Raw genomic sequence first — 15093 nt, 5'->3', positions numbered from 1 at the left:
AAATAAAGAAAAGCAAATCGAGGAGGGTCCTTATGAAGTATGAATGGCGCAAACTAGAAAAAGAGCTCTATCTTCCCAAAAAACCAACAGTGATCGAGGTGCCAACGTATCAATTTATCAGTTTAAGCGGCAGCGGCAATCCGAATCGACCTGAATTCAGCGAAGAGATCGCCGCTTTATATACGATTTCTTATTCACTCAGGATGGGGTTAAAAAAAGGGGCTTTTGGCAATGAACCCTTTGAATACACGGTCTTTCCTTTAGAAGGTGTGTGGACCTCTCTGACAAAGCCAGCCGGTGCCGTCAACAAAGAAGAATTGATCTACAAAATCATGATTCGCCAACCAGAACCAGTCACGGAAACACTGTTTCAAGAACAGCTCTTGGCCGTCAAAGAGAAGAAAGACAATCCAAATCTAGAAAAGCTCATCTTTGAGCGCTATGAAGAAGGATTGTGCCTGCAAGCGATGCATACAGGCTCTTTTGACACTGAAGCGGAAACCTTTGCGAAAATGAAGGAGCTGTTAAAACAAGAACAGTTAGTGATCCGTCCAACGATGGACACGTTCCAGCATCGAGAAATCTATTTGTCTGATCCGCGAAAAGTTTCACCAGATAAAGCCAAAACCGTCCTGCGATGGGCAGTAGAAAAAGGGGAATAAAAAAATGCTTTTCAAGCATCGCTTGAAGAGCATTTTTCTTTTTTAAATTTTATGATAGGAAGGAAAATATTCTGATATAAAAGCGTTACCAAAAAAATTATGCTTTTCTTATCAAGAGAGGAGCGATTCTATTGGTAAAAATAATTATTGAGTCACAAAAACGAGGTGCTGTCGTTCAGCCGGAGCTTCATGGACAATTTATTGAGTTTCTTGGGAGCGGTATCTATGACGGGATTTGGGTAGGGGAAGACTCTTCTATTCCCAATTATCATGGCTTAAGAAAAGATGTTGTTGATGCACTTAAAGTAATCAAGCCGCCTGTTTTAAGGTGGCCGGGTGGCTGTTTCGCGGATGTCTATCATTGGCGAGATGGGATAGGGCCCAGGAAGGAACGACCAACATACTTTAATGAGAATTTTGGGACAATGACGAGGGAAAATAACGAATTCGGGACTCATGAATTTATGAAATTATGCGAGTTAGTGGGGGCGAAGCCATGGTTTAATATCAATATGTTGACGGGATCGACCCGAGAAACAAGGGAGTGGGTTGAGTATGTAAATAGAGAAACTGGTACCTCTTTGGCAAATGAACGTGCAGCTAATGGGCGTAGTGAACCATATAATGTCGAATATTGGGGGATTGGGAATGAAAGTTGGGCTGGCGGAGGCAATTATACTGCGCAAGCCTATGCGGATGAATACCGCAAGCATACCAGTGCTATTCCTAGCTTTGGTGTCGGTTTGCCGTGGGTGAAAACAAGTAAAGAAATGAAAATGATTGCCGTGGGTCCAGATGGAAATAAGCCGAAAGAACGTGTTGAATGGACAAAAGACTTTTTTAATGAACTTGGAAAATACCGCAAACCGAGAATCAATGGATACGATTTGCACTTTTATAATTGGAATTTAGAAGATTCGAAAGATCTTATCACGGATTTTAGCATTGATGCATGGTATCGAGTCATTAATGGGGCACTTGAATTAGAAGATGTCATTAAAGAGCAGTATGCATTGATTCAAGACGGCATCAAGCAGATTCCTCAAGAAGAAGGGGCGTTTGCAACGGATATAAATGTCGATTTAATTGTGGGAGAATGGGGGAACTGGCACAATATTGACTTTAATGCTCCTTCTATTTTATGGCAGCAAAGTACCATGAGAGATGCCATTACAACCGCATTAACATTGGATATTTTCCATCGAAATGCGGATAAGGTAAAAATGGCGTGTGTCGCACAATCAGTAAATGTTCTTAACTCATTATTTCTTACGAAAGGAGAAGAAACTGTTCTTACACCTAATTATTATGTATTTAAACTTTATCAAAATCATCAAAACGGCAATGTAGTTGCACTTTCAGACGATGCTCCGACCTTTACCCGTTCAGATGAACCGACATTGAAAAAAATATATAGTTTTGCCTCGATCAAAGAAAATCTGCTTACATTAAACATTATTAATACTTCTGATAACGAAGAAGAAGCAGTCACGATATTTTTTGATTTGCCAGTGGAGTTCGTTACTGGTGAAGAGCTCACCGGAGAAACGATGTGCGCTTTCAACGAGTTTGGGAAGCCCGAAACAGTGACGACCAAAAAGATCCAAGATGTCTATTGTCAGGACGATCAAATCAGTGTAACTAGTAAGGCAGCATCAATTTCTGTTTATCAATTCAAAGTAAAGGAAAGAAAGGTGTGACAAAGATGAAGCAGTCTAAAAGTGGATTATTAAAATTAACCATTCTCAGTATCTCTTTGATGATTAGTGCCGCCAGTGCGATTGCAGTTACTTTACCAATGATAAAAAATCAATTTCCGGATATTCAATCGGCCACAGTGGAATCTTTAGTAACAATTCCTTCGTTTACTATGATGGTATTCATTTTACTAAGTACTTTTATCATCAAAGCGATTGGAAAGAAGAACACCGTCTTGTTAGGGCTGCTTTTGGCTTTTGTCGGAGGAATCATCCCCGTATTTGTTTCTAATTTTACGATCATATATCTTTCTCGTTTTGTATTAGGTGCTGGAACAGGGATCTACAACTCTCTTGCTATTGGGCTTATTGGAGAATATTTTTCGGGAGAAGAACAGCAAAAAATGTTGGGTTACCAGACAGCGTTTTCAACCTTGGGATCCAGTTTGCCACCTTTTTAGCAGGAATCTTGGTCAATATTTCATGGCATTATGCTTATAGTGTCTATTTCTTAGTTCTGCCGATTTTACTATTTGTTTTTTTCTTTCTTCCACAAGATCGGTCACGGCATACGTTATTGAATCAAAATGAGGCAGCCTCTCAAGTGATTACGCAAAGGATTAATAAATTAGTTTTTTTTTGTTGCTCCATGATGTTTGTCTTTTTTATTTTGATTATGACTATCTATACAAAGACGAGTACATTGATCGTTGAACAAAATTATGCCAATCAAGGTTTTTTAGGTACAGCACTAACAATTGCGAGTTTAGTAGGAGCATTGACGGGATTTGCATATAGTCAAGTCAGAAACATGCTAAAAGCATATACTCCCATCGTAGCATTATTGTTTGTTGCAGGGACGTATTTCTTTATTCCTTATGCTCAGAATATGTTGATCCTAACGATCGTTTTGATTTTTACGTTTCTAGTTGTTGGATTATTTGTTCCTTACATGTACGACATCTTACTACCAGGTGCACCTGAGCATTCAACCAATCTTGCTGTCTCTTTAGCAATGGTAGCTTGTAATCTTGGCTCATTCATTTCTCCATACGTGTTACAATGGTTGGGAGAACTATTTGGAAATGACCAAACGTCGTTTTCTTTTACAATTGGTGGAGTGATCTATGTGGTGATGGCTTGTCTGTTTTTGATTAGACATTTAAAAAGTGAGAAGCATTCTTTAGTAATCGATTAAGCAAAGGGGAAGCAAGACAATGGAACTAGATCTGTTGATGGACTATCTATCGAAAGTACTTTCTTATCCGGTTCGTGAATATGATGCTTCCTTTAAATTGAAGCGTGTTTTCGGAGAGTTTAATGCTTATCCCGACTCGTTTCTATATGATTTGCGAACGATTGCTGGGTTTAATGAGAAACGTGAACAGCTTGATTATCCACTGTATCTGTATAGTCATAATGATCAAACGATTTTTCTGATTGAAAATGATGCAAAGAAGTGTATCTATCTGCTAGGTACAGTCCAAGCAGATCCAGATCAAAAACAAAGAAAAGTTTATATAGAATCTGATTGGTCTCTTTTGTTAGATTCTGGGCTTTTAGTTTACACCGTATTAACTGGTGTCAAATTGACGAAACATGATTTTTTAATGAGTATGAAAACAGACAGTCAGTTTTTGAGTCATCAAGGAAAGAAAGTAATTGATACTCATTTTCGCTATCACGAGGAGCAAACACTGCACAATCCATATGCACAAGAACTGCGTGAACAAGGCAGTATTCGAGAAGGCAATGTGGATCGTTTGATGATGAGTTTCAAAGAAAATTATGCAGGAAAATTAGCCAGGCTATCTAAAAACAAGCTTCGCTCTCTTAAGAATTTGGGGATTGTTGTTCTTGCTATATCCACAAGGTCAGCAATTGAAGGAGGCTTACACCCAGAAAAAGCTTTTTTACTAAGTGATAGCTATATTTTAAGTATCGATGAAGCTGCGACAGAAAATGAGATATATTCGATCGTTCGAAATGCAGAAATTCACTTTACTGAATTAGTGGCTGAGAATAAACAGAATAAAAGCGAAAATCCTCTTGTTTTAAGAGCAAAAAATAGTATCTTCAAAAGAATGCATGAAAAGGTAACGCTAGGCAGCATAGCAAGGGAACTAAATACTACGGCGTCCTATCTTTCAACTGTTTTTAAAAAAGAGACAGGGATTACGGTCCATCAGTTTATTGTAAAAGAAAAGCTTCTTGTAGCGGCTAATCTGCTATGTTACTCTCAATATGAGATTCATGAAATCGCGAATTATTTATCTTTTTCTAGCCAAAGTCACTTTGGCCATTTGTTCAAACTTCATTTTCAGATGACCCCAAATCAATATCGTTTAAAATATGGGGCGCAGGAAGGATAAAATTTATGATAACCAACTATTTAAGCATCGACATCGGCGGCACGAAAATCAAATCGGCTGTCGTTGATCGCTCGGGGAATATTGTGACACGAGGACGGATGGATACGCCGAAAAATCTTACGGAATTTCTGACAGGGATTGAAACGATCGTTGAAGACGTTCATGGAAGCATTCGGGGCATTGCTGTTAGTACTCCAGGAAAAGTCAACCCAGAGACAGGGACGATCTCGTTTGGCGGGGCATTGCCTTTTTTAGATGGAGTCTCCTTAAAACAGCTGCTGGCAAAGTATCAAGTGCCGCTTGCTGTGACCAACGATGGCAAAGCAGCCGCATTAGCTGAATGGTGGCTAGGAAACCTTAAAGGGATTCAAAATGGGGCTGCCATAACATTAGGTACTGGTTTGGGCGGTGGTGTGATCGTTGAAGGAAAACTGATCCAAGGTGCACATTTTCAAGCAGGGGAATTAAGTTTTCTACTAAATGCCACTAAGAGAAGCGATGCTCCAGAAAACGCTGAGCAACCAAATAATCAGGGATTGACCCTGCAGCAATTGGCAGGTTTTAGCGGTTCAGCGGTCGCCATGATCCGTCGCAGCGCCCAACTGCTAGGCTTAGCTGATCTTGCTGATGGTGAAGCAGTTTTTGACGCTATCAATCAAAAAGAGCCACAGGTCTGGGCACTGTTTACAGCGTATTGCCGAGAAATCGCGTGTGTCATACTCAATGTTCAAGCCGTGATTGACTTAGAGCGCTTCGTGATTGGTGGTGGCATCAGTGCCCAAGCGATCGTGGTGGAAGAAATCGACCGTCAGTATCAGCAACTGCTGGCTAGTTTACCGATTTTGCAGCAGACCTTGACGAAGCCGGATATCCAAGCCTGCAAATTTCAAAATGACGCCAATTTATTAGGGGCGCTCTATCATTTCTTTTTGGAACATGAGATGAAATAAAATAGACAAAAAAACTGCCGCGAACCAACGATTCGCGGCAGTTTTTTAGGCTTTTTTCTTGGTGTCTTTGTCTTCGTCACCTAGGTAATCTTTGCTAGTGAAGGCACTGTGGAAGTATTTGCCCTCTTGACCGTAATAGCGGTTGTAGCGCTGCTTGAATTTGCGGAACACGTAAACGACAAGAACTTTTAGCAGACAATAAATCGGGATTCCGAAAATCACCCCAACGATCCCCATCAAATCACCCATCACTAATAAAACAACCAGAATCGTAATAGGATGGATTTTCAATCGGTCACCCATCACACGGGGCACGACTAAATCGCCATGAAGCAGCTGTACAGCAAACCAAGCAATCAAAAACTTAACCAACATCCCAGTGGAGTCTTGTGCGGCAATGAAAAGCCCCGGGAAAAAGACGATAAAAGGTCCGATATAGGGGATGATGCAAAGCAGACCAGCAGCGATCGCCAGAATACTGGCATACTCTAGGCCGATCAAGAGAAAAACGACCCAATAGATCGCCCCTAAAATCAAGGATGAAATGATTTGTCCTTTCAAAAAGGCACCGACTTGTAAGTCAGAGATCTTGACGATTTCATTAAAGTCTTTGCGAAAACGTGGTGGCACTAATGAGAGGACCGAAAAATAAAACTTGTTTGGGTTACGCAATAAGAAAAAGGCAATGATCGGTCCAGTAAACAAAGCAATGAACAAGGTCGAAATGGTTGAAAACAAACTGCTGAGCCCAGCGGCACCAGTTTGCCAATAGTCTCCAATAAAACTCATGATATTACTGGTGATATTTTGTAGTGTGTCTGTAATTTGTGCCATCTCATCTTGAAATGGGGTATTTTCTAAAAAGGCGGTCGCGTTTTTCTCAAAGTCACTGACCAAACTTGGTAAGCTATTGATCAGATCGGTGGTTTGCTGCTCCAAAATCGGATAAAGCTGGAAACCAGCAAAGACGATCAACAAAAGAATCAACAGATAGATCCCAGCAATCGAAGCACTGCGGGGAATTTTTTTCGTTTCCAATTTATCGACCACCGGATTAAACAGATAGTAAAGGATCAGCCCAAATAAAAAGGGTGGGATAATAGCTGTAAGAATGGCTGAAAAGGGTGTAAATAAAAAAGAAATCTGATTTAGCAAAAAGACAGCAACTGCCGACAAGATAATCAGTCCTAAGACATAATAGCTTGTTTTGCCGCCTAAAAAGTGGATCAATCGGTTATTTTTCATAATAAGCCTCGCTTTCTTAGCTACATTATAACGAAAGACCCCTATTCTGTAAAAAAACAACGTACCTTTCGAAAAAACCACGCTCACATTCTCAATATCTTTATAATGAAAGAATATCTTTAATAAGGCGTTGACTGGTGACCTCTTTCTTCAAAACAGACCAAAAAACGCTCCCGTGAGCACAATGCAGGAGCGTAAAGGATTATTTGCGCACAGTCGTTAAAGTGCAGCGCCCAACGGCAGTTTTTAACCCGCTAGCTAACCAAATAGTGGCTTGCCAAGTTTGGATACGAGCGCCGATGCGATCAGGACTAGCTTCTACAATCAGGGTTCCTTCTTGGGCGGCGGCTAGATGGTTGACTTGCAGGTCAACGCCGGCGGCAAAGGCCTCTTCTTGAGCCAAAGCTTGATTGGCACCGATGCTGCAGGCGGTCTCGATCAAAACACCGTTAATGCCACCGTGAACGAGACCAAAAGGCTGTTTGTGCTGCGCTTTGATCGGCATCCGTAAACGAACAAAATCGGCTGTTGCTGCTTCTACTTCGATTTCTAAGGCTTCCAGTAAATTCATTTTTTGCTCCTTTTTCTAAGAAAGTTACCATGATTATAGCACGAGTTTTGGTAGAAATAGCCGAAGATCTCAGAAAGTCGGCAACAGGGGGAGAAGTCTTAAGAAATTCCCTTAACCAAAGCAATTTCTAACGAAAAGCGACCAGATATGTGTATAATAGAGCTATGTGAATTGAGGAGGAACAAGTAATGAGAGAATGGAAAACCTTAAAAGAGTACGATGAAATTTTGTTTGAACAACATGGAAAAGTGGCGAAAATCACGATTAACCGCCCAGAAGTCCACAATGCGTTTACACCAAAAACGGTGTTTGAAATGATTGATGCATTTTCGATCAGTCGCGATGAACCAGGCATCGGCGTGATTATCTTGACAGGCGCCGGCGATAAAGCCTTTTGTTCAGGCGGAGACCAAAAAGTCCGTGGACACGGTGGCTATGTTGGGGAAGATCAGGTTCCTCGCTTAAACGTATTGGATCTGCAACGCTTGATTCGCACGTTACCAAAACCGGTGATCGCCATGGTCAAAGGCTGGTCGATCGGCGGCGGAAATGTTTTACAATTGGTTTGTGATTTAACGATCGCCGCTGACAACGCTAAATTTGGTCAAACTGGACCAAATGTCGGTAGTTTTGATGGTGGCTATGGTTCGGGCTATCTTGCACGGACAATCGGTCATAAAAAAGCCAAGGAAGTTTGGTTCATGACAAAACAATATACCGCCGAAGAAGCATTGGCGATGAACTGGATCAATACAGTCGTTCCTCTTGATCGAGTAGAAGATGAAACGATGGAATGGGCAGAAACGATGCTGCAAAAGAGCCCGTTGGCGTTACGCATGATCAAAGCATCAATGAACGCCGATACGGACGGATTAGCTGGCATTCAGCAATTAGCTGGCGATGCGACCTTATTGTATTACACGATGGATGAAGCCAAAGAAGGTCGTGACGCGTTTAAAGAAAAACGTCAACCAGACTTCGACCAATTCCCTAAATTCCCATAATGACTGGGAGTTGGCTGCAAAGGCAAGCACAACTTCATCCAGAACGACCAGCTTTTTATTGGCATGAAAAAAGCTGGTCGTTTGCTGCCTTGCAAAAAGAGGTTTATGCTTACGCTGCTTATTATCAAGCCCAATTCGTTGATCAGCCAAACCGGGTAGCTCTTTTTAGCAATAACTCCCCTGAAATGGTCTTTACGATCCTTGCGTTATGGGAGTTGGGGATCGAAGTTCAGCTGCTGAATACGCGATTGACAGCCGCTGAAATCTCCTTCCAATTGCAAGATGCCCACTGCGACTGGGTGATCACGGCGGATCAGGCTGCGATTTCGGGTGTTCGCAGCTTGACCTTTGGACAAGCGATCAAACAGGCGGAGGCTTTTGTTGGTTCTGTTGTTCCTTCGTTTGTTCCTAATGAAGCAATCTATCAAGCAGAGCAAGTGGCTTCAATTATGTATACATCTGGTACGACTGGCAATCCCAAGGGTGTGCCCCAAACCTTTGGGAATCATCTAGCAAGTGCCGAAGCGACTCAAAAAAACTTAGCCATCGCTAGCGAGGATTGTTGGCTTTGTGCAGTTCCGCTGTATCATATCAGTGGGTTATCAATTCTCTTACGGTCCTTGCGACTTGGGATGAGTGTTCGTTTATATGAGCGCTTTGATGCTGAAGAAATGGCAAAAGACCTTGAAGCAGGGAAAGGGACGATCGTTTCTTTGGTGGCAAAAATGTTGACAGATTTGCTGCCCTTGGTGCCCCAACAAGGCTTTGATTCGTTGCGTTATATCCTGCTAGGCGGCGGTCCGATTGCCAAAAGTGTATTGGAAAAATGCCAGCAAAATCAGCTTTCTGTGATTCAATCCTATGGGATGACAGAAACCTGTTCACAAGTGGTGGCATTGCCGCCAGAAAAAGCTTCTGAAAAAATCGGCGCCTCTGGGGTTCCCCTACAAGGTGTCCATTTACGAATTGCGACTGATGGGAAAATGGCAGACCACCAGACTGCTGAAAATACCCAGCCGATCGGAGAGATCCAACTGCAAGGACCTGCGATCACGACTCGTTACTTGAACGATCGCAGTCCACAGCAGTGGGACCAAGAGGGCTGGTTTGCCACAGGAGATCTAGGTTATCTTGATCAAGAGGGCTTTTTGTATGTAGTCAGTCGTGCAAGCGAACTGATCATATCTGGTGGAGAAAACATCTATCCCGCAGAAGTGGAGCAAGCCTTGTTGCAGCATCCAGCGGTCAAAGAGGCAGCTGTGGTGGGGGAACCAGACGAGGAGTGGGGACAATCTGTCGCGGCTTATTTAACGTTAAATCAACCGATCCACTTCCAAGCTTTATTGGATACGTTAGAAGGGCAGATCGCCCATTATAAATTTCCGCGCCGCTTTTATCACGTGCGAGAAATGCCGCGCACAGCAAGCGGTAAAGTTTTAAAAAGGCTATTGCTGAGTGAAGAAAGAGTGAACTACATTGAACAGCAAATCAACAAGTAATTATGAGGCAGCGATCGCTGCCGGGAAAACCTATTTGAGTGAGTATCAACCTATAGAAAGGTGTGACTTACTGGCTCTTTATGCAGCGGCACAAGAATATCGAGGGGAACGCTACTTCTGGCGTACCCCTGATGAAACGACCAGTATAGTAGGGTTGGGTTGGTTAGCCACTTTTTCGCAACCCAAACTTGCAGACTTTTCAGAAGTCCGCTCTCTCTTAAAGCAAGCCCACTATCAACCAGAGGCACCTTTTCAGGCGCAGTTAGTTGGCGGCTTTGCTTTTGATGAACAGGCAGAAGTCAGTCAGGATTGGGCTGAGCTAGGTGCTGGTCTCTTTGCGTTGCCAGAAATACTGGTCAGCAAAACTGGAGATCAGTGTGGCGTCGTTTATACAGTAGCCGCTTCTTCCGAGGAACAACGACAACAAAAAGTCGCTGCCTTACAGGAAAAAGTCGCAAGCTGGTTGAAGGCCAATTCGGACAAGAGTCTTGTAGCAGAAACGCCTGCTTTTCAGGCACAAGAGGAACTAGATGTGCCCCAATGGCTGCAAGCGGTCGAAGAGACAGTGGCAGCCATTCGCTCAACTGAAACACCGTTGAAAAAAGTGGTTCTGGCAAGACGAATGAAGGTAGAAACGAAGCAGTCGATCATTAGTGCAGCGGTGTTGCAACGGTTGGCGCAACAGCAGCCGAAAACCTATCTTTTTGCCATCGAACATGGGGGCCATGTTTTTGCTGGTGCGACGCCAGAACGCTTGCTAAAAGCGACTGTCGATCAGTTTGAAACGGTGAGTATCGCAGGTTCCGCACCAAGAGGCAAAACCAAAGAAGAAGATGAGGCACTGGCACAAGCCCTTTTAGCGGACGCAAAAAATACCCATGAACATCAAGTAGTTGTCGATCGCTTAGAAACGGCATTGGCCACTTTGTTAGCTGACGGCTTTCAATCAGAAGCCCGTTCCGTGATCAAAAATCGTGACATTCAGCATTTGTTTGTTCCTTTAGCAGGGCAAAGAAAGGCAGGAGTCAACTTTCTGACCGCCGTGCAAAAACTACACCCGACCCCAGCATTGGGGGGAGAACCGAAAGAAGCAGCCGTCTCATGGATTCGTACCCATGAACCAGCCAGCAGAGGGATGTACGGTGGACCGATCGGTTGGTTGGGTATTCAAGAAGATATTGGCGAGTTTGCTGTGGCGATCCGCTCAGGATTCTTTAGCGGCAATCAAGCAACGCTGTATGCGGGCTGTGGGATCGTTGCCGATTCAGATGCGGAATCCGAACGTCAAGAAACACGGTTAAAATTTCAACCGATGAGGAGAGGGATCTTAGGAGATGAATAACCAGACAGTCATGACAGACTATTTACTAGCGGCGATCCAAGGATTAAAAGCAGCGGGTGCGAAGCGAGCAGTCATTAGTCCCGGTTCACGCTCCACGCCATTGGCGCTACTATTGCATCGTGATCCTGAGATCACCTGTACGGTGGCTGTCGATGAACGTTCGGCTGCTTTTTTTGCTTTAGGGATGTCCAAAGTTGATCTCCAGCCAACGATCTTACTGTGTACTTCTGGAACTGCAGCAGCCAATTATTATCCAGCTGTTTGTGAAGCAGAAGCTACCAACTTGCCACTGATCGTCTTAACGGCTGATCGTCCACCAGAACTGCGGGGCGTTGGGGCGCCACAGGCAATGGATCAACAGAATTTGTATGCCTCTCATGTCAAAAAGATGGTAGAGATGACGGTGCCAGAAAACGATCCTGCTTTGTTGCGTTATAGTTTTTGGCAAGCTACAACTTGCACGATCGAAGCGCAAAAACAGCCGAAAGGCCCTGTCCAAATCAACTTTCCATTACGGGAGCCGCTGTTGCCTGACTTTAGTCGCCAATGCAGTATGCAGCAAGACGTGAGCTATCTGGCACCACAACAAGAGCTGTCAGCAGAGATGATCACCCAGCTAGCCCCTTACTTTGATAAAAAAGGTATTCTGATTGCTGGAGAAAGCCTTACGATCGAAGAAGCGCAGCAGTTGCTGGCTTTTTCGGAGAAATTAGGCTGGCCGATCGTCGGCGATCCATTGACCAATCTGGCGACAGCCGGTACCAAAGTAGGAACATTTATCAGTCAAGCCGATCTTGTTTTCCCACAATTGACTTCTGCCTTCCAACCAGAAGTGGTCGTGCGTTTTGGTCGCTTACCAGTCACTAAAAATGTCCTATTATGGTTGAACAAAGCAGCCGATACGACGACGTGGCTCTTTGTTGATCCATCGGGGCAGTGGCAAGATCAGCTGCATCGGGCAAACTATTTGATCGAAGCAGCGATCAGCACTTTCGTGGCGGCCATCACCCAGTTGCCGATCGTCAAACATACGGCGTGGCAACAACAATGGCAAGCACTTCAAGCGCGGGCAGATCAGGTGATTGCTGCAAGTCCCCAGTTGCAACAATGGGATGAGAGCAGCGCTGTGCGCTTGCTTCAACAATGTTTGCCCGAAGAAGCGCAAATTCTTTTGGCAAACAGCAATGCGATCCGTTTCTTTGATCGCTACGGCAGCAAAACTTCCTCCACTTATCGAGTGTATGGAAACCGGGGCGTCAATGGGATCGACGGCCTTGTCTCGACCGTGGCTGGGATTGCTTTCGCCAGTCAAAAGCCTACCTACTTGTTGATTGGTGATTTAGCGTTGTACCACGATATGAACGGCCTACAACTACTGCGCCAGTATCAATTGCCCGTAACGATCATTTTACTGAATAATAATGGTGGTGGGATCTTTTCCTTTTTGTCACAAAACACCTTAGAACCAAACGACTTTGTCCCGCTCTTTGGTACTCCGTTAGATCTTGAGTTTCAAAAAGTGGCGGCCTTATATGAGGCAGATTGGCACACACCGACCTCTTTGCTAGAGTTTCAAACGATTTTAACGGAAACAAGTCAACAGCCGCGCTTTCAAATAATCGAAGTGAAGGGTGAGCAAAAAGATCCGGTCAACACTTGGCAAGCACTCCAACAGCAGTTTAGCGAGGCAGGAGCGCAGCAATGAAGGACACGATAAATGGCGTCAGTTATTTTTATCAGTGGCTGCAGCCGTATCGATCATCCTTACCAACCCTTGTGGCATTGCATGGCTTCACGGGTTCTTCGGAAAGCTTTCGACCGGTTTTTGCAGAGGAAGGTTCTTACAATGTATTGGCAATCGATTTGATTGGACATGGACGCTCATCGATTTATGTCCATCCCATGCGTTATGAACTTCCTTTACTGGTGGAGGATCTCGCACACCTTTTAGCGAAGTTAGGGATTGAACGTTATGGCCTGTATGGCTACTCGATGGGGGCGCGAATCGCACTTGTCTGGGCGGTCATGGAACCAACGGCAGTGACCCATCTTTTGCTTGAGAGTGGTTCACCCGGGTTAGCTGATCCAGCAGAACGACTCGCTCGTCAGCGGCACGATCGTCGCTTAGCGTTGCGCTTACTAAGGGAGCCTTTGGTCGATTTTGTCGATTACTGGCAAGAACTGCCGTTGTTTGCTAGTCAAAAGGAGCTACCTTTAGCGCAGCAGGCTGCTGTACGGCAAGGACGCTTGCAGCAAAACAAATTTGGCTTGGCAGTAAGCTTGGTTTACGGTGGTACTGGCAAACAGCCAAGCTGTTGGTCGGCACTTCCGCAGCTAGCTTGTGAAATTCTTTATTTAGTGGGGGAAAAAGATGTAAAGTTTCGTAAAATCGCCCACCAAATGAAGCAGCTGCAACCAGAGATGACCATCAAAGTCGTTGCTAATGCTGGACATTGTATCCATTTAGAACAGCCGACACAGGTTCGTCATGAAATCGATCAATGGTTTGTAAAAGGATCGGGGCCACAGTCAGCTGATTGACAAGGAGAGAACGCAATGAAGATTGAAAAAATTGAACGCATCGCCTGTCGCTTGCCCCTCAAACAACCCTTTGTGACAAGTTATGGACAATTAACAGAAAAAGCTTTTGATCTTTATTTGGTGACGGCAGAGGAGGGAATGGTGGGCATCGGTGAATTGGTCGCTTTTGAGCAGCCAGATTACATTGAAGAAACCCTCTTTTCTGCTCGACAAGTGATTGAAACAGCACTGATCCCATTATTGATTGACCAAGAGATCGAGCATCCGCAAGAAGTTTGGCAGCTGTTTCAAACGGTCCAAGGAAACTACATGGCAAAATCGGCTTTGGAAACAGCGATTTGGGATCTATATGGCAAGCAAACGCATCAAAGTGTGAAAGAGCTTTATACCGCAACCCGACCGAGTGTCGCTGTTGGCGTTAGTCTTGGCATACAAGACTCTGTCGAAAAACTAGTGGCTCTTGTTGCCGATTATGTCGCCCAAGGGTATCAACGAATCAAATTAAAAATCAAGCCTGGGCAAGATCTGGTACCCTTGCGAGCGATTCGACAAGCCTTTCCAGAATTGCTTTTGATGGCAGATGCAAACGGAGCCTATCAGAGTGAGCCAGAACGCATTTTGGCACTTGATGACTTAGGCTTGGTGATGATCGAGCAACCACTTAAGGTACGAGATCTGGTGGGGCACAGTCAGCTACAGCGGCAGATGAAGACGCCTCTATGTTTGGATGAAGATATTCGAACGGCAGAAGACGTCGATACCGTCGCAGCCCTGGACAGCTGCCGTGCGATCAACCTGAAAATCCCCCGTGTCGGTGGGATCACCGAAGCCTTGCGAATCCTTGATCGATGTCAAACCCATGGACTACTCGTTTGGTTAGGCGGCATGTTTGAGTCTGGTGTGGGACGAGCCATGAATTTGCAATTTGCGAGTCAAGATATTTTCCATTTTCCTGGGGATCTTTCCGCTTCTGATCGTTACTTTTATGATGATGTCATTACACAGCCTGCAACTTTGCATGAAGGCAAGCTGCTGGTACCTGATGGAAAGGGCTTTGGCATCACGCTAGCAGAAACAAAGCTAAGTCAATATGGGCAACTTAAAGAATGTATCTACTCAAGAAAACGATCAGCGAAAGAATAACATCATCAAAGAAAAAACAGCGAAAGCAAAAGAAATGGCCAGCAGGGAAATCTGCTGGCCGTTTCTT

General features: G+C 44.3%; 14 protein-coding genes. 12 read left to right on the top strand and 2 right to left on the bottom strand.

What is annotated here, in order from left to right; genetic code table 11:
• Positions 1–32: 32 nt before the first annotated feature.
• The 6 genes from A5867_RS14335 to A5867_RS14310 all read left to right on the top strand — a co-directional run bounded on the left by A5867_RS14335 (position 33) and on the right by A5867_RS14310 (position 5681).
• Entirely contained in the window at positions 33–662 is a 630-nt protein-coding gene (locus tag A5867_RS14335) for a GyrI-like domain-containing protein (protein ID WP_087627871.1), read from the top strand.
• 131 nt (positions 663–793) lie between these two features.
• Positions 794–2362, top strand: a complete 1569-nt coding sequence (locus A5867_RS14330; RefSeq protein ID WP_087627870.1) for an alpha-L-arabinofuranosidase C-terminal domain-containing protein — start codon at positions 794–796, stop codon at positions 2360–2362.
• Between the two features lie 5 nt (positions 2363–2367).
• A complete protein-coding gene (locus tag A5867_RS14325; protein ID WP_087627869.1) occupies positions 2368–2820 on the top strand; it encodes an MFS transporter in 453 nt (150 codons plus the stop codon).
• Positions 2736–3557 carry an MFS transporter gene (locus A5867_RS14320; protein WP_349290012.1) on the top strand — a complete coding sequence of 274 codons (822 nt, stop codon included), beginning with the start codon at positions 2736–2738 and terminating at the stop codon, positions 3555–3557. The genes A5867_RS14325 and A5867_RS14320 overlap by 85 nt, the downstream gene beginning before the upstream one ends.
• A gap of 19 nt (positions 3558–3576) precedes the next feature.
• Entirely contained in the window at positions 3577–4731 is a 1155-nt protein-coding gene (locus A5867_RS14315; RefSeq protein WP_087627867.1) for a helix-turn-helix transcriptional regulator, read from the top strand.
• 5 nt (positions 4732–4736) lie between these two features.
• Positions 4737–5681: an ROK family protein gene (locus A5867_RS14310; protein WP_087627866.1), complete on the top strand. Its 945-nt coding sequence runs from the start codon at positions 4737–4739 to the stop codon at positions 5679–5681.
• 45 nt (positions 5682–5726) lie between these two features.
• Here A5867_RS14310 and A5867_RS14305 read toward each other — a convergent pair whose 3' ends face one another.
• Both A5867_RS14305 and A5867_RS14300 read right to left on the bottom strand, forming a co-directional pair.
• Positions 5727–6926, bottom strand: coding sequence for an AI-2E family transporter (locus A5867_RS14305; RefSeq protein ID WP_087627865.1), 1200 nt, complete (start codon positions 6924–6926; stop codon positions 5727–5729).
• A 202-nt stretch (positions 6927–7128) separates the two neighbouring features.
• On the bottom strand, positions 7129–7497 hold the full coding sequence (locus tag A5867_RS14300; protein WP_005228593.1) for a PaaI family thioesterase: 369 nt from the start codon (positions 7495–7497) through the stop codon (positions 7129–7131).
• A gap of 188 nt (positions 7498–7685) precedes the next feature.
• Here A5867_RS14300 and menB point away from each other — a divergent pair, with 188 nt between their 5' ends.
• The 6 genes from menB to menC are packed head-to-tail and all read left to right on the top strand — an operon-like array spanning position 7686 to position 15026.
• On the top strand, positions 7686–8501 hold the full coding sequence (menB, locus tag A5867_RS14295) for a 1,4-dihydroxy-2-naphthoyl-CoA synthase (protein ID WP_005228595.1): 816 nt from the start codon (positions 7686–7688) through the stop codon (positions 8499–8501).
• The gene (gene menE, locus A5867_RS14290) at positions 8501–10000 is read left to right on the top strand and encodes an o-succinylbenzoate--CoA ligase (RefSeq protein WP_087627864.1); all 1500 of its coding nucleotides are present in this window, start codon (positions 8501–8503) and stop codon (positions 9998–10000) included. The genes menB and menE overlap by 1 nt, the downstream gene beginning before the upstream one ends.
• On the top strand, positions 9978–11342 hold the full coding sequence (locus A5867_RS14285; protein ID WP_087627863.1) for an isochorismate synthase: 1365 nt from the start codon (positions 9978–9980) through the stop codon (positions 11340–11342). Before menE ends, A5867_RS14285 begins: the two co-directional genes overlap by 23 nt.
• Entirely contained in the window at positions 11335–13047 is a 1713-nt protein-coding gene (gene menD / locus A5867_RS14280) for a 2-succinyl-5-enolpyruvyl-6-hydroxy-3-cyclohexene-1-carboxylic-acid synthase (protein ID WP_087627862.1), read from the top strand. Before A5867_RS14285 ends, menD begins: the two co-directional genes overlap by 8 nt.
• Positions 13044–13883, top strand: a complete 840-nt coding sequence (menH, locus tag A5867_RS14275) for a 2-succinyl-6-hydroxy-2,4-cyclohexadiene-1-carboxylate synthase (protein WP_087627861.1) — start codon at positions 13044–13046, stop codon at positions 13881–13883. The genes menD and menH overlap by 4 nt, the downstream gene beginning before the upstream one ends.
• Positions 13884–13898: 15 nt before the next feature.
• Complete coding sequence (menC, locus tag A5867_RS14270; protein ID WP_087627860.1) at positions 13899–15026, top strand: o-succinylbenzoate synthase; 1128 nt, start codon at positions 13899–13901, stop codon at positions 15024–15026.
• Positions 15027–15093: the final 67 nt, after the last annotated feature.

Origin of the sequence: Enterococcus sp. 6D12_DIV0197, from assembly GCF_002174385.1 — a bacterium.
GTDB classification, from domain to species: Bacteria; Bacillota; Bacilli; order Lactobacillales; family Enterococcaceae; genus Enterococcus_D; species Enterococcus_D casseliflavus.
Note: the sequence above shows the minus strand (reverse complement) of the source record. Positions and strands in the feature narration are given on the sequence as shown.

Coding starts and splice junctions, on each gene's coding strand:
- A5867_RS14315 (WP_087627867.1), top strand. CDS start 3,577: ATGGAACTAGATCTGTTGATGGACTATCTATCGAAAGTACTTTCTTAT.
- A5867_RS14300 (WP_005228593.1), bottom strand. CDS start 7,497: ATGAATTTACTGGAAGCCTTAGAAATCGAAGTAGAAGCAGCAACAGCC.
- menC (WP_087627860.1), top strand. CDS start 13,899: ATGAAGATTGAAAAAATTGAACGCATCGCCTGTCGCTTGCCCCTCAAA.
- A5867_RS14305 (WP_087627865.1), bottom strand. CDS start 6,926: ATGAAAAATAACCGATTGATCCACTTTTTAGGCGGCAAAACAAGCTAT.
- menD (WP_087627862.1), top strand. CDS start 11,335: ATGAATAACCAGACAGTCATGACAGACTATTTACTAGCGGCGATCCAA.
- A5867_RS14335 (WP_087627871.1), top strand. CDS start 33: ATGAAGTATGAATGGCGCAAACTAGAAAAAGAGCTCTATCTTCCCAAA.
- A5867_RS14310 (WP_087627866.1), top strand. CDS start 4,737: ATGATAACCAACTATTTAAGCATCGACATCGGCGGCACGAAAATCAAA.
- A5867_RS14325 (WP_087627869.1), top strand. CDS start 2,368: ATGAAGCAGTCTAAAAGTGGATTATTAAAATTAACCATTCTCAGTATC.
- menH (WP_087627861.1), top strand. CDS start 13,044: ATGAAGGACACGATAAATGGCGTCAGTTATTTTTATCAGTGGCTGCAG.
- menB (WP_005228595.1), top strand. CDS start 7,686: ATGAGAGAATGGAAAACCTTAAAAGAGTACGATGAAATTTTGTTTGAA.
- menE (WP_087627864.1), top strand. CDS start 8,501: ATGACTGGGAGTTGGCTGCAAAGGCAAGCACAACTTCATCCAGAACGA.